Source organism: Salinigranum marinum (assembly GCF_024228675.1).
In the GTDB taxonomy this organism is placed as follows: domain Archaea; phylum Halobacteriota; class Halobacteria; order Halobacteriales; family Haloferacaceae; genus Salinigranum; species Salinigranum marinum.
Genome location: NZ_CP100461.1, coordinates 770,650 through 789,122, shown reverse-complemented (window position 1 = coordinate 789,122; position 18,473 = coordinate 770,650). Strand labels below are relative to the sequence as shown.

Sequence of the window (18,473 nt, the reverse complement as noted above, 5' to 3'; positions counted from 1 at the left end):
GCTCCGACCGACTGTCAAGCTCCCGTCAGACGGGCGGCTAACGCGGATCCGGGACGACGTCTCGGCCAGCTGTGTCCGCGTTCAGGAACGACTGCGGGGCGTGACTGTCCGGATTACGTGGGCGACGCCGAACGGAGTCGCGGGACAGACACCCCTGGGACTTCGACGTGCCGGCAGACAGGCGGTCAGTCGTCGCCGAGGATCCCGTGCTCGGTCATCCGCGCGGGGTCGAGCACCTCGTCGGCCTCCTCGTCGGTGAGGTAGCCCTCGTCGACGGCGACCGCCCGGACGGTCTTGCCCTCGGCGAGCGCCTGTTTCGCCACCTTCGACGCCTTGTCGTAGCCGATGGCGGGGTTCAACGCGGTGGCGAGCGCCATCGAGCGCTCCACCTGGTCGGCGCAGTGGTCCTCGTTGGCTTCGAGTTTCGCGACGAACCGCTCGGCGAACACCCCTGCGGCGTTCGCGAGCAACTCCGTCGACTGGAGGACGTTGTGCGCGAGGACGGGCTTGTAGAGGTTCAGGTCGATCTGGCCCTCCGCCGCGCCCGCGGCGACCGCGGCGTCGTTGCCGACGACCTGCTTGTGGACCTGGTTGACGGCCTCGGCGACGACGGGGTTGATCTTGCCGGGCATGATCGACGACCCGGGCTGGTTCTCCGGCTGTTCGAGTTCGCCGAGGCCGTTTCTCGGTCCGGATGCCAGCAGCCGGAGGTCGTTGGCGATCTTGTTCATCGATCCCGCGACCGTTCGAAGCGCACCGTGGGCCTCGCTCATCGCGTCGTGGGCCGCCTGTGCCTCGAAGTGGCTGTCGGCCTCGCGGAACTCGATGCCCGTCTCCTCGGAGATGTACTCGGCGGCGCGTTCGGGGAACTCGGGATGGGTGTTCAGGCCGGTCCCCACGGCGGTCCCGCCGAGGGCGAGCTCCGAGAGGTGGTCGTGGACGTGGTCGACGCGCGTGACCCCCTTCTCGATCTGCGTCCGGTAGCCCTCGAACTCCTGTCCCAGGGTGATGGGGGTGGCGTCCTGCAGATGTGTCCGGCCGGTCTTGACGACGTTCTCGAACTCCGCTTCCTTCGCCCCGAGCGCCTCGGCGAGCGCTTCGAGGGCGGGACGGAGGTCCTTCTCCATCGCTTCGAGCGCCGAGACGTGCATCGCGGTCGGAATCACGTCGTTCGACGACTGGCCGTAGTTGACGTGGTCGTTCGGGTGGACCGCGCGGTCGCCGATCTCCTCGCCCATGAGCTCCGCGGCGCGGTTGGCGATCACCTCGTTGGCGTTCATGTTCGAGGAGGTGCCCGATCCGGTCTGGAAGACGTCGACCGGGAACTGGTCGTCGAGGTCGCCCGCGATGACCTCGTCAGCGGCCTCGACGACCGCGTCGGCGACCGCGTCGTCGAGCAGGCCCAGGTCGCGGTTGGCCTGCGCCGCGGCCTTCTTCACGACACCGAGCGCGCGGACGAACCGCCGGCCGAAGCTGATGCCCGAGATGGGGAAGTTCTCGATCGCTCGCTGTGTCTGTGCGCCCCAATACGCCTCCGCTGGAACCCGCATCTCGCCGAGGCTGTCCCGTTCGACCCGGTAGTCCTCACTCATGTCCGGCGCAACGGAACGGGGTCGCCTAAAAGCTACTCTTGCGGCACGCTACGACGGCCGGCGAGCCGAGCCGTCGCCGCGGTGTCCGCACGCCGACGCGGGATCTGCTCCCCCGGCTGGTCCGGGAGTCTCACCGCACCTGTCCAAAACCAGTGTATTCGTTCACCAACAGTTCACGCGTGGAAGCGTCAGCCGACGGCCTCGGAGCCTCCGAGCACTGTCTGGAACATTCATTCTATATATGGTAAATTCGATAAGTTTTATGTAGATACTGTCTCACTGTCGTAACGAGCGGCTTATACTACAAAGAAACCATGACAGACAACGATCGCGATATCTCACGACGGACGTACGTCAAGCTTACGGGACTCACAGGTGTCGGGATGGCGGGTCTCGCTGGCTGTGCCGGTGGCGGCGGGAACGGGGACGGCGGGAGCGGCGACGGTGGCGGCAGCTCCGGTGACGGCGGCAGTGGAGACGGCGGGAGCGGCGACGGTGGCGGCGGTTCGGGCGACGGCGGCTCCGGCTCCTCGAGCGCGCCGGTAGAGATACTCCACGGCTGGACCGGGGGCGACGGCGCGCGGGCGGCCGAGGCGCTCGCTACCGCGTTCGGCGAGGCGTACCCCGACATCTCCGCCGAGTTCAACCCGATCGGCGGCGGCGGCAACGAGAACCTCGACGCCGTGGTCGCCAACAGACTGCAGAGCGGGGACCCGCCGAGCACGTTCGCCAACTGGCCCGGGAAGAACCTCCAGCGGTACGAGGGCGCGCTCGGGACCGTCGACGACGTCTGGTCGGAGAACGGCTTCGAGGACGTCATGGTTCAAGAGGCCGTCGACCTCCACCAGCAGGGCGGGAGCTTCCGCGCCGTTCCGCTCGGCTCCCACCGGCTGAACTGCCTGTTCTACAACGTGAGCGTGGTGGAGGAGGCCGGCGTCGACGTCGATTCGCTCACGAGCGTCTCGGCGTTCGCCGACGCGCTCGACACGGTCGCGTCCGAGACGGACTACATCCCGTTCACCCACGGGATGTCGGGCACCTGGACGACGACACAGCTGTGGGCGGCGATGATGCTCGGACAGGAGGGGTACGACGCCTACATGAGCTTCATCAACGGCGAGGGCCCCGAAGAGGCCGTCCGCGCCACGTTCGAGTCGACGGCGGCGGTGCTGGAGAACTACATCAGCGACGACGCCTCCTCGATCGGGCTGACCGAGTCGAACCAGAACCTCATCAACGGGAACGCGGCGTTCATCCACCAGGGTAACTGGGCCGCGGGCGCGTACCGCAACGCCGAGGACTTCAACTACGACGAGGACTGGGGTTTCAAGACGTTCCCCGGGACCGAGGGGATGTACACGCTCCACTTCGACTCGTTCCTCTACCCGTCGAACAACCCGACCTCCGAGAACACGAAGGCGTACCTGAGCTTCGTCGGCAGCCCGGAGGCGCAGATCGCGTTCAACCAGTACAAGGGCTCCATCCCCACGCGGACCGACGTCAGCATGGACGAGTTCGGGCCGTACCTCCAGGAGACCGCCCAGGACTTCGCCGAAGCCGACCAACGGCCGCCGACGCTCCAGCACGGTCTCGCGGTCACGAGCGAGAAGATGACCGCGCTCAACGAGGTCATCTCCTCGGAGTTCACCGGCCCGTACAACGTCGACGCGGCGACGCAGGGCTTCCTCGACGCGGTCTCGAACTAATCGAACAGTCGTACCATGTCCCGAATCTTTCGAACGATTCGACGACTACTCCCGGGTGGGGGCCGGCACACGGGGGACGACGACACGCGCACCGACGGTGGCGTCGTGAGCGAGTCCGAGCGCGAACGGGTGCGTCGGGGGCCGCTCGATCGGCTGATCGGTCGTGTCGACGGCCGCTTCGGGAGTGACTTCGCCGAGTCGCTTCCGTTCTGGCTGCCGGCGTTCCTGTTGATGGGACTGTTCGTCTACGGCGCGATCATCTGGAACCTGATGATCTCGCTCACCGACTACGAGGGGTTCGCCCAGGCGCCGGACTACTCGAACCTCGACCTCGAGATGTACGTCCGGGCGGCGACCGACCCGGGGGCGGTCGACGCCGCGCTCAACACGGTCGTGTTGCTCGTCTCGTTCACCGCCGCGACGCTCGCGGTCGGGCTCGTGTTGGCGATCCTGATCGACCGCGGGATCCGGTTCGAGAACACGTTCCGGACGATCTACCTGCTGCCGATGAGCCTCTCGTTCGTCGTGACGGCGCAGTTCTGGCTCTGGATGTACAACTTCAACAACGGGGTCGTCAACATCGCGCTGGGCACGTTCGGGATCGGACCGATCGACTGGATCGGCAACCAGGGGATCGTCCTCTGGGCGGTTATCTTCGCTTTGATGTGGCAGTTCTCGGGGTACGCGATGGTCGTCTACCTCGCGGGCTTGCGCGCGATCCCGACCGAACACTACGAGGCGGCGAAGGTCGACGGGGCCTCGACGCTGAAGATGTACTGGCGCGTCATCGTCCCGCAGTTGAAGAGCGCGACGATCGGTGCCGCGGTGGTGCTCATGGTGTTCGCGCTGAAGGCGTTCGACTTCCTCTACTCGCTGAACGCCAACTATCGCCCGCCGAACGGCGCGGACATCCTGGCGACGAAGATGGTCCGTGAGGCGTACTCCAACCAGAACTGGGCGTACGGTGCCGCCCTCGCCATCATCCTCTTCTTGATGGCGCTGTCGGTCATCGGCCCGTACCTCGCGTACCAGTTCAGGAGGGGGAACCTATGAGCACCGAGACGTCGCTACGCGGCCGTCTCGAGACCCTCGACGGCTACCGCGTCGGACTGTACGCGGTGCTCCTCGGGCTGATCGCCTTTTACCTCACCCCGATCGAGTCGGGGCTCGTCACGTCGTTTAAGACCAGCAGTGCGATCACCGGGACGGCGCCCTTCGCGCCGCCCGGTCCGAACGGCGCCACGCTCGAGAAGTGGCGGACCGCCGTCGACGCGTTGCTGCGCGGCATGGGCAACAGCCTCCTGTACGCCGTCCCGGCGACGGTCCTCTCCGCGTTCTTCGGGAGCATCGCGGCGTACGGGCTCACGATCACGACCTGGCGGATGCGGTACAAGGCACCGCTGCTCGCGCTGTTCGTCGCAGGGATCTTCATCCCGTACCAGGCCGTCCTCGTGCCGCTGAGCCAGTTCTGGGCACAGATCGCCCCGCTCGACGAGTGGCTGGCGTTCCTCTGGGCGGCCGGCATCAACGACGACTACGTCGGCATCGTCGAACTCATCGTCACCCACGTCGCCTACGGGATCCCGATCTGTACGATCCTCTTCCGGTCGTACTACAAGAACATCAGCACCGAGATGATCGAGTCCGCGCGACTCGACGGCGCGACGTTACGAAGGGTGTACCAGCGGATCGTCTTCCCGCTGTCGACGCCGATGTTCGCGGTCGTCCTCATCTACCAGTTCACACAGATCTGGAACGACCTGCTGTTCACCCTGATCCTGGTGGCGACCGAGTCCAGCGCCGCCGCGCCCGTCGTGTTGATCCTCGCCGGGTTGGGCCAGTCGCTAGAGGGGCAGGACTTCGGGCTTCGGATGGCCGGAGCGTTCTTCGCGGCGCTCCCGACGCTGGCGGTGTACATCATGTTCGGCGAGGAGTTCGCCGAGGGGGTGGCGACGTGACCGACGCGCGACGGCGGGCGAAGACGGACGCGGAGCGTCGGCTCGCGACGGAGCCGCGCCGCCGCCCACGACAGCCGCTCACGACGGCACGCGGAGGACCGACGACGGACAACAGGAGGCGATAAGATGGCATCACTCGAACTCGATTCGCTCACGAAGGTGTTTCAGGACGGCAACGAACAGGTGGTCGCGGTCGACGAGGTTTCGGTGTCGATCGACGACGGCGAGTTCCTGGTGGTCGTCGGGCCGTCGGGCTGTGGAAAGTCGACGACGCTCCGGATGGTCGCGGGGCTCGAAACCGTCACCGACGGCACGATCAGCCTCGACGACCGGGCGATCAACGACGTCAAACCGCAGCATCGGGACATCGCGATGGTGTTCCAGTCGTACGCGCTGTACCCGCACATGTCCGTGCGGGAGAACATGTCGTTCGGGCTCGAAGAGAGCACTGACCTCCCGGAGGACGAGATCTACGACCGCGTCGCGGAGACGGCGTCGCTGTTGGACATCTCGGAACTCCTCGAACGCAAGCCGCGGGACCTCTCGGGCGGCCAGCAGCAGCGCGTCGCGCTCGGGCGGGCCATCGTCCGCGACCCCGAGGTGTTCCTGATGGACGAACCCCTGTCGAACCTCGACGCCAAACTCCGGGCGCAGATGCGCACCGAACTCCAGCGGCTGCAGGAGGACCTCGGCGTGACGACGATGTACGTCACCCACGACCAGACCGAGGCGATGACGATGGGCGACCGGATCGCCATCCTCGACGGCGGCGAACTCCAGCAGGTGGCGACGCCGCTGGAGTGTTACCACGAGCCCGCGAACGTCTTCGTCGCGGGCTTTCTCGGTGAGCCGTCGATGAACTTCTTCGACGTCGACCGCGAGGGCGACAGCCTGGTCGCCGACGCGTTCGACTACCTCGTCTCGGATGCGCTCGCCGCCGACATCGGCGACGAGACGGAACTCGTCCTGGGGATCCGCCCCGAGGCGATCGAACTCGTCGCGAGCGCCTCGGGCCCGCACGACTTCGAGACGCAGGTCGACGTGGTCGAGCCGATGGGCGACGAGAACACGGTCTACCTGACGCTCGGCGACGAGACGGAACGAACGCTCGTGGCGACGACGAGCGGTATGCGGCAGCTCAGCCGGGGACAGTCCGTCGCCGCGCGACTGCCCGAAGAGGCGATCCACGTCTTCGACCGCCGGACCGGACGGGCGCTACACAACCGGACGGTCGTCGACGAGGAGATCGTCGACGCGCCCCAGCGCTGACGCTCCGACTCAGACACCCCCGGGGGAGGGCTCCCACGGGCTCCTGAACAGGCCCTCGCCGAGGATACGGGCCGCGACGACGTGTGCGTACGCGACCGCGACCGCCCCGAGGACTGCGGCGACCGTCGCGACGCCCGCGGTCGCGAGGGCGCTCCACGCGACGACGACGAGCGACGTGGCGACCGTCCACGCGAAGAAGTACGAGCCGCTCGCCAGGCCGCCGAGCGACCGCCGCGAGAAGCCGGCCCGGAGCCCACGGTGGACGGCCGCGGACAGCGCCCCGGGGAGGACGTAGACGGACGCGACCGTGACGAGGAGCGCGACGGTCGGCGCGATCGTCAGGAGCGAGCCGCCGCCCCCGCTGATCAGCACGAACGCCGTCCCGAACAGGGCGACGACCGCCGGGAGGAGGTAGACGCTGGCGACGACGAGCAGCCGGAGGCCGACGCGGAACGCGCCGAGCGACCAGGCGAACGGCGGCGCGCCGCTTCGCCCCGGATCGGCCGAGAGGACGCGTCCGAGATAGCCGGCGAACAGCGATGCGGGCGGGAGGGCGAGCACCACGGGGAGGGCCACGAGTGGCGTGGGCCAGAGCGCACTCCCCACGCGGAACAGGACGAGAACGGCCAACACGAGCCCCGTACAGGTGGCGAACGCGTCGCGGCCGGCACGGCCGCCGAGCGGGTACCGGAGCGCCTCAGCGAGCACCGTTCACTCCAAGCGGTGCGCCCCGGTGGTCGGCGGTCGCACACGCTCGTGGTCGTGGGTTCGGTACACGTCTCGGCCTCTCCGCGGGCTCTGAAAACGGTGTCGTCCTGCGACGGCGATCGGGTGGCTCTGGGCCCGTCCGGGAGCCGCCACACGCCCCGGTGGCGGGGTCGCCGTCACGCCCCGTCGGCGTGGTCGTCGTACTCCGCGGGCGTGTACGTCTTCATCTCCAGCGCGTGGATGTCTGTCGTCATGTGTCCGTCGAGGGCGTCGTACACCAGCTGGTGCTGCTGGACAAGCGACTTCCCCTCGAACGCGGGGGAGACGACGACCGCCGCGAAGTGTGCGTCCTCGAACTCCTGGTCGGGGTTTCGCGGCGTCGTCACGGTCGCCTCCGCCTCTTCGATCCCTGCCTCGATGAGTCGTTCGACCTCGGCCGTGTTCATACCCGCCCCGTGGCGCTCCGGGGGCAAAAGTCGACGGATACCGGTTCCGGGAACTCGTCCCGCCAGGCTGCTCACTCGTTGGAGGTACGACGAGTGATAATCGAGGGCGAACCGTCATATATCGGCCGATCGCTCCTTCGAGCATGTGGAATCGACGGAGCATCCTCGCCGGCGCTGGGGTCTCCTTGCTGTCGATCAGCGTGGCAGGACAGCTCCAGAACGGACCGTCCGATTCGACGAACCCGTACGTCAGAGAGATCACGTTCGAGGGGCAGACGGTCGACGTCGACAGTGACGGCGACCGCGAGCGGCCCGTCTGGGTCAGCTTCGTGCCGGCCCGACGGCTCGTGGCCGTTCGGCTCGAAGCGCGGGTCGAGGACGCGACCGATCCTGACCTCGCCCGTCGCCTCGACCAGGAGGGCGACGGCTGGTACGTGATCGCCCGACGGACACGACTCGGAGACCGACACCGTGGGGAAACCCGATTCCTCCGAGCGTCGCGAAGCAGGCGACTTCCGGGCGCCGACGGGCGCTGGCTCGTCGAGAGTCGCGGGTTCCAGACCGGCTCGACGGGCGTCACCGACTCCCGTGGGTTCGACCGCGGTGACGTCCTCCGGCTGGTCGTCGTCCCATACGGCGACGATCCGGTCGTCGTCGCGGAACACGTCGTCGGTGTCGACGGCTGAAGCCGGAGTCGGGCAGTGTCGGGCGACAGTATATAGTGCCGTGAGGAGTACCCGACGGTGTGACCGACGTCGACACGAGCGCCGTCCGGGACTCCCTCGTCGAGAGTCATCCGGGAGTCGTCGACGCCGTCCGCACGTGCGCCGCGGCGGCGGCCGCGGCCGTCACGACCGACGCCGGACGGACCGACACGAGCGCAGTCCGGCGGGAGATCGAATCACGGCTCCGAAGCGCGGGGGTCTGGGGCGAGTTGCCGTCGGTGCTCGCCGACTGCGTCGAACGCACGGGACGGCGCTTCAGGGCGACGCCGGTCGCGGCCCCGCCGTACGTCGCGCCGACGGCGACGGGCGTCGTCCTGCGGGCGACGCTCGACGGCGGTCGGCTCGTCGTCGCCGTCGACGCCCTCTCGATCGAGCGCGAGCGAGCGGACGGAACGGGGACGGGCGTCGAACTCCGGCCCCGCCCCCCGGAGACGCCACGGGCCGACCTGGTGCGCGTCGAGTGGCGGTCGTGACCGGGGATTACATCTGGTAGCGGCGTTCGTCGTCGCGCTGTGGGTACTGGTCGGCCCCGGTCATCTCGTCGTACGTCATTCCCGCGAGATACTCGTCGTAGGTGACGTCGTACGCCTGCCGGAGGTGGAAGTCGAGGTCGCCGGTGTCGACGGTCGAGCGGAAGAGCGCGTGGACCCCTCGTCGAAGGAGTTCGTTCACGTCGGCGTCGAACACGGCCGCGAGCATCGCGAGTTCGTTCTTCGTCTCGCGGTCGAGGTCGGCGGTGTGTTCGTCGTTCAGCCCGCTGTAGACGTCTTTGACGTCGGCGTCGAGGTCGTCGAGTGTCATCGCCGGCGAGAGGGGGCCTGGGGACATACGGCTTTTTGTTCACCCGTCACGGCCGTGCATCTCCGACCGGTGAAGACGTGTTCACAATTCTCTTGGTTCGGCTCCCCCTACGTCAGAGGTATGGGCTACACGTACGCCGGGGACGCCCACCTGGCGCTGCAGGCGTCCTTCCGGGACGACGCGGAGCCGTTCCCGACACGCACGTCGATGCGGTTCCCCCGCCGGGACCACCTGCGCGACGAGGTGAGCGCCCTCGAACGCCTGCTGTTCCCCCGCTGTTGGAACGCGGGATCGCTGGTCGGCGACGACGAGGCGCTGGGCGACCGACTCGCGGAACTCGGGCGACTCGTTCACCTCGGCGTCGACTCGTACGCGCCGAAGGACGACGACCCGACGGAGACGGTCGACGCGCTCTTGGACCGGCTGCCGGCGCTCCGGCGGACGCTCAAACGGGACGTCGAGGCCGCCTACAAGGGCGATCCGGCCGCGAAGAGCTACGTCGAGATCATCCGGTCGTATCCCGGCTTTCACGCGGTCACGATCCATCGGGTCGCTCACGTCCTCTACGAACTCGGTGCGCCCGAGTACGCCCGGGAGCTCACCGAGTACGCCAAGGTCGAGACGGGGATCGACATCCACCCCGGCGCGGAGATCGGCGAGCACTTCTTCATCGACCACGGCACCGGCGTCGTCATCGGCGAGACCGCGACGGTGGGCGAGTGGGTTCGGATCTACCAGAACGTCACGCTCGGCGCGCTCCACTTCGAGGAGGAAGAAGACGAAGAGCACACGCTCAAGAAGGGGTACAAGCGCCACCCCGACATCGGCGACCACGTCGTCATCGGGGCCGGCAGCAACGTCCTCGGCCCGGTCACGATCGGCGATCACGTGAGCATCGGCGCGAACTCCTGGATCACGGACGACGTGCCGGATCACACGAGCGTGTTCATCGCCGAACACCCGACACAGGTTCGCAAGGACAACGACTGACCGTCCATCGGTGGGTGCGAACCACTACGCCTTTACTCCGGTCGTCCCTTCCCCCGTCGATGAGCGACGAGGAGTCCCCGCTCTCGGGGGTGGACCGCGACGCCGTCCGTGCGGCGCTCGTCGAGTGGTACGAGTCCGACCACCGCGAGTTCCCGTGGCGGCGCACGACGGATCCGTACTCGATCCTGGTGTCGGAGGTGATGAGCCAGCAAACCCAGCTGGGACGGGTCGTCGACGCCTGGGAGGACTTCTTGGAGGAGTGGCCGACGGTCGAGGAGCTCGCCGCCGCCGACCGCGCCGACGTCGTGCGCTTCTGGTCGGATCACTCGCTGGGATACAACAACCGGGCGAAGTACCTCCAGGAGGCCGCGAGACAGCTCACGGCGGAGTACGACGGGACGTTCCCTGAGTCACCCGCCGAGTTAGAGGAACTGATGGGCGTCGGGCCGTACACGGCCAACGCCGTCGCCTCCTTCGCGTTCAACACCGGGGAGGCGGTCGTCGACACCAACGTCAAGCGCGTGCTCTACCGCGCCTTCGCCGTCGCGGACGACGACGGCGCGTTCGAGACCGTCGCGCAGGGGCTGATGCCCGCGGGGGAGTCGCGCGTCTGGAACAACGCGATCATGGAACTCGGCGGCGTCGCCTGCGGGAAGACGCCGCGCTGTGACGAGGCCGGCTGTCCGTGGCGGCGGTGGTGTCACGCCTACGAGACCGGCGACTTCACCGCGCCGGACGTCCCCGAGCAGCCGAGCTTCGAGGGCTCGCGGCGGCAGTTCCGGGGGCGAGTCGTTCGCGTCCTGGGCGAGTACGACGCGCTCGCGCTCTCGGAACTCGGCCCGAGGGTGAGAGTCGACTACGGACCCGACTCCCGGGCGTGGCTCCGCGACCTCGTCTCCGATCTCGCCGACGACGGACTGGTCGAGGTCGTCGACGGCGACGACCGTAGCGATGGGGATGCCGATGACGACGAAGACGAAACGGTTCGCGTTCGCCTCCAGGCCTGAGGCACCCGCCCGAGTCGATCGGCGTGGGTTCGCTCGCATCGGTTGGCGCCTGGGGCGCGGATCGTGGCACCTTTCTCCCCGTCGCTCGTCGCTCCGCGCATGACACACGTCCTCGCCATCTGCGGGAGCCGCCGCGACGAGAGCTACACCCGGGCCGCCCTGGAGACGGCGCTCGACGAGGCGGCGCAAGCGGGCGCGTCGACGGAGCTGCTCGACCTCCGGACGCTCGATCTCCCGCCGCTGGACGCCGACCTCGCGGCCGACGAACAGGGCGACGGCGCACGACTCCTCGCCGCGGTCGACGGCGCGGACGCGGTGGTCCTCGGGACGCCCGTCTACCACGGCTCGTACTCGGGCGTGCTGAAGAACGCGCTGGACTACTGCGGCTTCGACGAGTTCGAGGGGAAGACCGTCGGCCTCCTCGGCGTCGCGGGCGGGTCGTTCCCCGTCACCGCGCTCGAACACCTCCGGTCGGTCTGCCGAGCGCTCAACTGCTGGGTCGTCCCGCACCAGGCGGCGGTGCCGGGGGCGTACAGACACGTCACGTACGACGGCGGCGAGGGGCGCATCACCGACGAGGACCTCGCAGAGCGCGTCCGCGTACTCGGGCGGCGCGTCGTCCAGTACGCGACCATCGAACCCGATCCCGAGACGTTCGAGGCGGGCGAGAACGTCGGCGCGGGGGACTGAGATGAACCTCCAGGTCGCCGTCGCGCTCGCGACGGGGCTGGTCGCCGGCGCGGCCTTCGCGGCCCTCGAAGTGCCCATCCCGGCCCCGCCGAACGCCGCCGGCATCATGGGCATCGTCGGGATCTACCTCGGCTTCAGAGGCGTCGAGGCGCTGGGGTACAGCGTCGACGTGCTGGGGCTCCTTCGCGGGCTGTATTGACACCGTCCGGCGTGGCGTGGCCCGCGCCGGAACCGCCGACCGATCGACATCAGAGTCCCGCCGGCGACCGAGAGCCGGAACGGTTTTGCGTCTCGGTTGGCCCCTCTCGAAGCGTGCACGCCATCACCAAGAGCGGGTGGATCGAGGTCGTCACCGGCTCGATGTTCTCCGGGAAGACCGAGGAGCTCCTCCGGCGGCTGCGGCGCGCGGAGATCGCGGGCCAGGCGGTCGCCGTCTTCAGCCCCGCCGTCGACGACCGCTACGGGAAGACCACGGTCGGGTCACACGACGGGCGGACCTGGGAAGCGACCGTCGTCGGGAGCCCGGCCGCCGGCACGGACGGCGGCGACCCCGACGAGCGCGCCGCCGGAGCCGAAGAGGACCACGGACGGGACGGTGCCTGGGAGATCTACGACCACCTCTCGGCGCTGGACGAGGGCGTCGATGTCGTCGCGATCGACGAGGGGAACTTCTTCGGGCCCGCGCTCCCCCGAGTCTGTGAGTCGCTGGCGGACGACGGCTACCGGGTGGTCGTCTGCGGGCTCGACACCACGTTCAGAGGCGAGCCGTTCGAGCCGATCCCGCGGCTCATGGCCGTCGCGGAGTACGTCGAGAAGCTCCAGGCGATCTGCTCCGTCTGTGGCGAGCCGGCGACGCGGACCCAGCGGCTCGTCGACGGCGAGCCCGCACACGTCGACGACCCGACGGTCCTCGTCGGCTCGGAGGAGTCCTACGAGGCGCGATGTCGGAACTGTCATACGCTCCGGCGCGCCTAATCACTCACACTGTGACAACGTGGGTCGAGACGCCCGGTGAGGGGCGCGAACGTGGACCGATCGGGCTCGGCCGTGCCTGGGTCGAGGTGCTCGTCCGCCCGCGCGGCTTCTTCCGGGCCGGGGTCGTCCCGGGCGACCAGGCACCCGGGCTGGTCTTCGCCGTCGTCGTCGCCCTGACGTTCGTCGCTACCCGCTTTCTGGTCGACCCCACGTCGGTCCCCGCGGTCCAGGGTGGGCCGGCGCTGTCGGCGGCGTTGACGCTGCTCGCGGTCGGGTTGCTCGTCGCTCCCGCAACGCTGCATCTTACCGCGGCGATCCAGACGCTGTTGCTCATGCTCGTCGTCTCCGACCGCGCCGGCGTGAGCGAGACCGTCCAGACCATCGCCTACGCCACGGCACCGTGTGCCCTCGCCGGCCTGCCGTTCCCGACGGTGCGGGCGGGCTGTGCGCTCTACGGGGCCGCTCTCCTCGTCGTCGGTCTCGCGGAGGTCCACGGCACGAGCGTCGCCCGGGCGGCCGTCGCGGCGCTCGTCCCGGCGGCGCTGGTGTTCGGCTACGCCTTCGGCGGCTTCGGCGCGATCATCGCCGTCGCCCGCGCCTGGGCGGTGATTTGATCCGCCCCCTCGCCGTAGCGAGCCCATGCTCACGCTCGACCTGACGGATTTCGTGATCGAACTCGACGAGGGCGCGGTGAAACACGTCGGCACCAAGACGAAAGGTGCGACGGTGAAACTGTACCACGTCACGGAGACAGAGGCCCGGGCGTTCGGCGACCGGGTGAAGTTCGTCTTCGACGACGGCGAGGGCAACCACGTCGAGGTGGCGCTCGACCCCGACCAGGTGACCGCACTCACTTCGGACATCGAATCGTTGCGTGCCGACGAGTCGCACGCGGCGGCGGACGAGTGAGCGCCCGGAGAACCCGGCGACTGCGGGTGCTCACACGCCACGGGGGGCGACGGTCGACGCTCGGCGGGGGGACGCTGCTGTCGCCGGCGTATCGACAATCGTTTTAGTCGGCGGGCGTTTCCTTCGGCTAACGGACCTGACCCGCCGGCCGACGGCGGGTCTCTCCCACCCATCTAACCCAGTGACACACCCATGGATTGGATTACCCACGAAGAAGACGTCTGGTTCGATTTCCGCGGACAGCACGCAAACCAACTCACGTCCGGCCGCTTCTACCGGGGCACCGTCGACGGGTTCGCCGAGTTCGGCGTCTTCGTCGACCTCTCGCCGAGCGTCACCGGCCTCTTACACCGAAGCGAACTCGACCGCCGCCTCGAGAGCCTCGACTGGGAGCGCGGTGACACGGTGTTCGTCCAGGTGAAAAACGTCCGCGACAACGGCAACGTCGACCTCGGCTGGTCCATCCGGCAGTCCGAGAGCGAGTTCCGGGGTGCCCGTATCGACGACCCCGACGGCGACCCCGCGGGCGAACCGCTCGAACGCGACGAGGACGACGCCGACACGGGACCGGTGAAGAAACGGCCCAAGCCGGCGAAAGGGACCACGAACGACCGCACGAACCGGGGAGGAAGCGACTCCGTCCCGGACACGCAGGGCGACGCGGGGAACGGTCGTGCGTCCTCTGACGGCGACGCTGTGGACGACAGGAACGACGAGGGCGACTCGACGGCGGTCGACGAGGGCGACTCGACGGCGGTCGACGACGAGGCGTTCTCCCGCGTCTCGATCGACGACCTCGACGACCGCGTCGGCGACGACGTCAGCGTCGAGGCGATCGTGGTCGACGTCTACCAGACGTCCGGACCGACGGTGTTCGAGCTCCGCGACGAGACCGGGACGGTCGAGTGCGCCGCCTTCGTCGAGGCGGGCGTCCGCGCGTACCCCGAGGTCGACGTCGACGACGTCGTCCGGCTGGCTGGCGAGGTCGAACTCCGTCGCGGCGAACTCCAGATCGAGACCGAGGCGCTGACCGTCCTCACGGACGACGAGGCCGCGACCGTCCAGGGCCGTCTCGACGACGCGATGACCTCCCGGGCCCGACCGGAGTCGGTCGAACCGCTCGCGCCGCACGGCGCGGTCGAGACCCGCACCGAGGAGCTCGCGGACGCCGCCGAAGCGATCCGCCGGGCGGTGTTCGACGACCGTCCGATCGTCCTCCGGCACGCGGCGACCGCCGACGGCTACGTCGCCGGCGCGGCTATCGAGCGGGCCGTCCTCCCGCTCATCCGCGAGGAGTACCCCACCTCGGACGCCGAGTACCACTACTTCACGCGCCGTCCGCTCGACGACCCGATGTACGGGATGGACGCGGCGACGAACGACGTGACGCGGATGTTGCAGGACCGCGACCGCCACGACGAGCGGCTCCCGCTCGTCTTGCTTGTCGGGACGGGCTCGACGGCCGAGTCCGCCGACGGTCTCGGGCTTCTCGGCGTCTACGGCGCGCGTCGGGTGGTGCTCGACGCCGCCGCGGCCGACGACGAGGTCGCCGACGTGACCGAGGTACTCGTCGACGCCGACGACGCCGACGACCTCTCGACGGGGGCGCTCGCCGCCAACGTCGCGAGCGCGGTCAACCCCGAGGTGCGTGACGACCTCGCCCACCTCCCGGCGGTCAGCTACTGGGAGGAGACGCCCGAGGCGTACGTCGAGGCCGCCGCCGAGGCCGGCTACGACGCCGACCGGGTCCGCGAGATCCGCGAGGCGGTCGCGCTGGAGGCGTACTACCAGTCGTACGAGGACAAGCGCGAACTCATCACCGACCTCCTGTTCGACGACGACGGCGGTCTGGCCGGCCACGTCTCCGAGCAGTTCCGCGTCAAACTCGAAGACGAGATCGAGACAGCCGAGGCGAACCTCGAAACCCGAGAGGCCGGCGGCGTCAACTTCGCCGTTCTCGACACCGACTCGTTCACCCACCGGTTCGACTTCCCGCCGACGACGCTGCTGCTCGACGAACTCCACCGGAGAAACCGCACCGACGAGGGGCCGTTCGTCACCGTCGGGATCGGCACCGACGAACTCTACCTCCGGAGCACCGCGCCGTTCGACGTCCGTTCGGTCGCCGCCGCGGCACGGGAACGCGTCCCCGCCGCGGGCGTGACGGCGTTCGGCATCCGCGACGGCCGAATCGAGTTCCTCTCGGGGATGCGTGAGGACGTGCTGAGCGCCGTCGTCGACGCCGTCGCCGACCAGCTCTGACTCACCGGCGACGTATTCGCCGTCCGACCAGTCGACCGTGGGAACGCTCGTCCGGCCTCGACCTCACGCGGTCACCGGCTTCGAGTCTCGCCTGAACGTCTCGTAGACCCGTTCGGCCCACGCCCGCGCGATGGCCGTGTCCGTGTCGACGAACACCCGAAGCGTCCCGGTCTCCTCGTCGTACCCGCCGATCCCGACCCGGTCGTCGAACAGCGCGAGTCCGTACGGGAGCGCCTCGCGGGTCAGGAGCTTCAGATGTCCGTCCTCCTCGTCGAGCGCGCGCCAGACGTCGCGCTCAGTCTCGCGGAGCGCTTCGATCACGTTCGGGAGAGAGATCAGTTCCACCTCGCACGCCGCGAACGGATCGCCGTACAGATCGGCCAGCCCCGGTGGGATCATGTGGGTGGTGTTGAAGCCGCGGAACCGACCACAGCTGCGAAGGAGCGTCAGAAAGCGGGTCACCGGCGCGTACGGCTCCGACGGCGTCGCCACGGTCACGGTGGCGTCCTCGAACGGTTCGACCACGAAGTCCCGGTGGTCCTCACAGATCACGTCGAGCAGGGGGGCCAGCCGGTCGGCGGCCCGGAGCTTCCGCTCGAGCCCCATCACGGCCTCGGCGACGACCTCGCCCTCGCCAGTCAGGTGGTAGACGCCGTCGACGCGGTCGGCGTACGCGTTCGACGCGAGCCAGCGGGTGAACCGGTGGCTCGTCGCCCGCGAGACGTCGAGCCGTGCTTCGAGGTCGCGACGGTCGAGCGGTTCGTCGTACAGCGCCTCGAACAGTTCGCGGTGCCGGACCACGTCGAGCAACTCGTCGGTGTCGAGTCGAGCGTCGGCTGGTCCCGCCCTGAGGCCGCGGTGTTGGATCTCCAGCGCGTTCTGCAGGAGTTCGTCGAGGACTTCCCCATCTGCGTCTCTCATCTTCTCCTCCCCCGAATCTCGGGATGCGTGTCCACGGTCCCTCCAGTGGATGACACGCGTTACCATCCGTTCGCACCCCGATGTGATAACTGTGTCTCGGGCCGTGAGACGCGGGTCACCGCGTGGCCGTCGTCTCCGGACGCGACCTCCGTCACACCCCGACCGACACGTTTCGTTTCGGAAACTGTGTCTCAGAAAGTAACTATAGCCCGCTCGGACGCCACCGTCCAGCCATGGCAACGAGCCAGCCAGAGATCGACCGAACTGCCGTCGAAACATTTCAGGAACGGGTCTTCGAGGCCGCGCTGGGGACGTTCACCACCTACGCCATCCACCTCGGCTCGCGGCTCGGCTACTACGACGCCCTCGCCGCCGAGGGACCGTCGACGTCCGTCGAACTCGCGGCGGCCACGGAGACGAGCGAACGGTACGCGCGCGAGTGGCTCGAACAGGGTGCGGTCGCGGGGCTCCTGACGTGCGAGAACCCCGGGGCGGCCGCCGCCGAACGGCGCTTCGCGCTCCCGCCGGCACACGCGGCCGTCCTCACCGACCCCGAGAGCCTCGACTACCTCGCGTCGCTCCCGCGGACCGTCGTGGGCGCGGTGTCGATCGTCGGCGACGTCGCCGAGGCCTACCGCACGGGCGAGGGGATCGAGTTCCACGAGTTCGGCGCGGACTTACACGAGGGACAGGCGGCGCTCAACCGGCCGCTGTTCGTGAACGAACTCGGCACGGAGTGGTTGCCGTCGCTCGACGGGGTCGACGCCGCGCTCCGTGCCGGCGGGCGCGTCGCCGACGTCGGCTGTGGCCACGGCTGGTCGGCGATCGGCATCGCACGGGCGTACCCTGACGCGACCGTCCACGGTATCGACGCCGACGAAGCCTCCGTCGACAGGGCTCGCGAGAACGCCGCCGCGTCTGACGTGGGCGAGAGACTCTCGTTCACCCACGCCGACGCCGCCGACGTCGAGGGGTCGTACGACCTCGTGACGGCGTTCGAGTGTGTCCACGACATGTCCGACCCCGTCTCGGTGCTGTCGTCGATGCACGACCTGGCGGCCCCCGACGGCACCGTTCTCGTCATGGACGAGCGCGTCGACGACTCGTTCGCGCCCGACGCTGGCACCGTCGAGGCGTTCATGTACGGCTGGAGCGTCTTCCACTGCCTGCCGGTGAGCATGGTCGACGACGGCGTCGGCACGGGGACCGTGATGCGCGCGGAGACGCTGCGGGAGTACGCGACGGAGGCGGGCTTCTCCGACGTCGAGGTGCTCCCCATCGAGAACGAGTTCTTCCGGCTGTACCGACTCGTACGCTGAGAGAGGTGACTTCCGCACCGTCACCGTCACGGTCGGGGTCGGGGTTCGACCGGGTCAGTCGCCTTCGCGACTGTCGCCGGGGTCCTCCTCGTCGTGGGGGTGACGCACGGTGGTCGTCGGACGGCCGACACGACGGCCGTCCGCTGACGCGGGCTCGCTGTGCTCGTTCTGTTCAGGCCGTGTGAGAACGTTGAT

20 protein-coding genes are annotated in these 18,473 nt (G+C 68.8%); 15 read left to right on the top strand and 5 right to left on the bottom strand.

Features of this window, described 5'->3' with window-relative positions; genetic code table 11:
• Window positions 1-185: 185 nt before the first annotated feature.
• The gene (locus tag NKJ07_RS03855) at window positions 186-1,592 is read right to left on the bottom strand and encodes a class II fumarate hydratase (RefSeq protein WP_318569277.1); all 1,407 of its coding nucleotides are present in this window, start codon (window positions 1,590-1,592) and stop codon (window positions 186-188) included.
• 314 nt (window positions 1,593-1,906) lie between these two features.
• On the opposite strand from NKJ07_RS03855, the gene NKJ07_RS03850 reads away from it, so the two are divergent.
• From NKJ07_RS03850 to NKJ07_RS03835, 4 genes are all read left to right on the top strand, one after another.
• Complete coding sequence (locus NKJ07_RS03850; RefSeq protein WP_318569276.1) at window positions 1,907-3,298, top strand: ABC transporter substrate-binding protein; 1,392 nt, start codon at window positions 1,907-1,909, stop codon at window positions 3,296-3,298.
• 15 nt (window positions 3,299-3,313) lie between these two features.
• A complete protein-coding gene (locus tag NKJ07_RS03845) occupies window positions 3,314-4,351 on the top strand; it encodes a carbohydrate ABC transporter permease (RefSeq protein ID WP_318569275.1) in 1,038 nt (345 codons plus the stop codon).
• Complete coding sequence (locus NKJ07_RS03840) at window positions 4,348-5,256, top strand: carbohydrate ABC transporter permease (RefSeq protein ID WP_318569274.1); 909 nt, start codon at window positions 4,348-4,350, stop codon at window positions 5,254-5,256. The genes NKJ07_RS03845 and NKJ07_RS03840 overlap by 4 nt, the downstream gene beginning before the upstream one ends.
• 126 nt (window positions 5,257-5,382) lie before the next feature.
• Window positions 5,383-6,525, top strand: coding sequence for an ABC transporter ATP-binding protein (locus NKJ07_RS03835; RefSeq protein ID WP_318569273.1), 1,143 nt, complete (start codon window positions 5,383-5,385; stop codon window positions 6,523-6,525).
• Between the two features lie 9 nt (window positions 6,526-6,534).
• Here NKJ07_RS03835 and NKJ07_RS03830 read toward each other — a convergent pair whose 3' ends face one another.
• Both NKJ07_RS03830 and NKJ07_RS03825 read right to left on the bottom strand, forming a co-directional pair.
• Window positions 6,535-7,233, bottom strand: a complete 699-nt coding sequence (locus tag NKJ07_RS03830; RefSeq protein WP_318569272.1) for a hypothetical protein — start codon at window positions 7,231-7,233, stop codon at window positions 6,535-6,537.
• Window positions 7,234-7,409: 176 nt separating this feature from the next.
• Window positions 7,410-7,679, bottom strand: a complete 270-nt coding sequence (locus NKJ07_RS03825) for a BolA family protein (protein WP_318569271.1) — start codon at window positions 7,677-7,679, stop codon at window positions 7,410-7,412.
• A 143-nt stretch (window positions 7,680-7,822) separates the two neighbouring features.
• Here NKJ07_RS03825 and NKJ07_RS03820 point away from each other — a divergent pair, with 143 nt between their 5' ends.
• On the top strand, window positions 7,823-8,365 hold the full coding sequence (locus tag NKJ07_RS03820) for a hypothetical protein (protein ID WP_318569270.1): 543 nt from the start codon (window positions 7,823-7,825) through the stop codon (window positions 8,363-8,365).
• Between the two features lie 59 nt (window positions 8,366-8,424).
• Window positions 8,425-8,877 carry a DUF7988 family protein gene (locus NKJ07_RS03815; RefSeq protein ID WP_318569269.1) on the top strand — a complete coding sequence of 151 codons (453 nt, stop codon included), beginning with the start codon at window positions 8,425-8,427 and terminating at the stop codon, window positions 8,875-8,877.
• Between the two features lie 7 nt (window positions 8,878-8,884).
• Here NKJ07_RS03815 and NKJ07_RS03810 read toward each other — a convergent pair whose 3' ends face one another.
• Window positions 8,885-9,205, bottom strand: coding sequence for a ribbon-helix-helix protein (locus tag NKJ07_RS03810; RefSeq protein ID WP_318569268.1), 321 nt, complete (start codon window positions 9,203-9,205; stop codon window positions 8,885-8,887).
• A 120-nt stretch (window positions 9,206-9,325) separates the two neighbouring features.
• On the opposite strand from NKJ07_RS03810, the gene epsC reads away from it, so the two are divergent.
• From epsC to NKJ07_RS03770, 8 genes are all read left to right on the top strand, one after another.
• The gene (epsC, locus tag NKJ07_RS03805) at window positions 9,326-10,195 is read left to right on the top strand and encodes a serine O-acetyltransferase EpsC (protein ID WP_318569267.1); all 870 of its coding nucleotides are present in this window, start codon (window positions 9,326-9,328) and stop codon (window positions 10,193-10,195) included.
• A 59-nt stretch (window positions 10,196-10,254) separates the two neighbouring features.
• The gene (locus tag NKJ07_RS03800) at window positions 10,255-11,202 is read left to right on the top strand and encodes an A/G-specific adenine glycosylase (RefSeq protein ID WP_318569266.1); all 948 of its coding nucleotides are present in this window, start codon (window positions 10,255-10,257) and stop codon (window positions 11,200-11,202) included.
• Between the two features lie 99 nt (window positions 11,203-11,301).
• Window positions 11,302-11,892 (top strand): NADPH-dependent FMN reductase, encoded by a 591-nt coding sequence (locus tag NKJ07_RS03795; protein WP_318569265.1) that lies wholly within the window; start codon window positions 11,302-11,304, stop codon window positions 11,890-11,892.
• 1 nt (window position 11,893) lies between these two features.
• The gene (locus NKJ07_RS03790; RefSeq protein WP_318569264.1) at window positions 11,894-12,091 is read left to right on the top strand and encodes a XapX domain-containing protein; all 198 of its coding nucleotides are present in this window, start codon (window positions 11,894-11,896) and stop codon (window positions 12,089-12,091) included.
• 113 nt (window positions 12,092-12,204) lie between these two features.
• Entirely contained in the window at window positions 12,205-12,867 is a 663-nt protein-coding gene (locus NKJ07_RS03785) for a thymidine kinase (RefSeq protein WP_318569263.1), read from the top strand.
• An 11-nt stretch (window positions 12,868-12,878) separates the two neighbouring features.
• A complete protein-coding gene (locus tag NKJ07_RS03780) occupies window positions 12,879-13,481 on the top strand; it encodes a YIP1 family protein (protein ID WP_318569262.1) in 603 nt (200 codons plus the stop codon).
• 25 nt (window positions 13,482-13,506) lie between these two features.
• Window positions 13,507-13,776: a hypothetical protein gene (locus NKJ07_RS03775; protein WP_318569261.1), complete on the top strand. Its 270-nt coding sequence runs from the start codon at window positions 13,507-13,509 to the stop codon at window positions 13,774-13,776.
• Between the two features lie 192 nt (window positions 13,777-13,968).
• The gene (locus tag NKJ07_RS03770) at window positions 13,969-16,038 is read left to right on the top strand and encodes a DHH family phosphoesterase (protein ID WP_318569260.1); all 2,070 of its coding nucleotides are present in this window, start codon (window positions 13,969-13,971) and stop codon (window positions 16,036-16,038) included.
• 63 nt (window positions 16,039-16,101) lie between these two features.
• Here the strand turns inward: NKJ07_RS03770 and NKJ07_RS03765 are convergent, their stop codons facing one another.
• Window positions 16,102-16,959: a helix-turn-helix transcriptional regulator gene (locus NKJ07_RS03765; RefSeq protein ID WP_318569259.1), complete on the bottom strand. Its 858-nt coding sequence runs from the start codon at window positions 16,957-16,959 to the stop codon at window positions 16,102-16,104.
• A gap of 233 nt (window positions 16,960-17,192) precedes the next feature.
• Here NKJ07_RS03765 and NKJ07_RS03760 point away from each other — a divergent pair, with 233 nt between their 5' ends.
• Window positions 17,193-18,278, top strand: a complete 1,086-nt coding sequence (locus tag NKJ07_RS03760; RefSeq protein WP_318569258.1) for a class I SAM-dependent methyltransferase — start codon at window positions 17,193-17,195, stop codon at window positions 18,276-18,278.
• The last annotated feature ends 195 nt before the right edge of the window (window positions 18,279-18,473 follow it).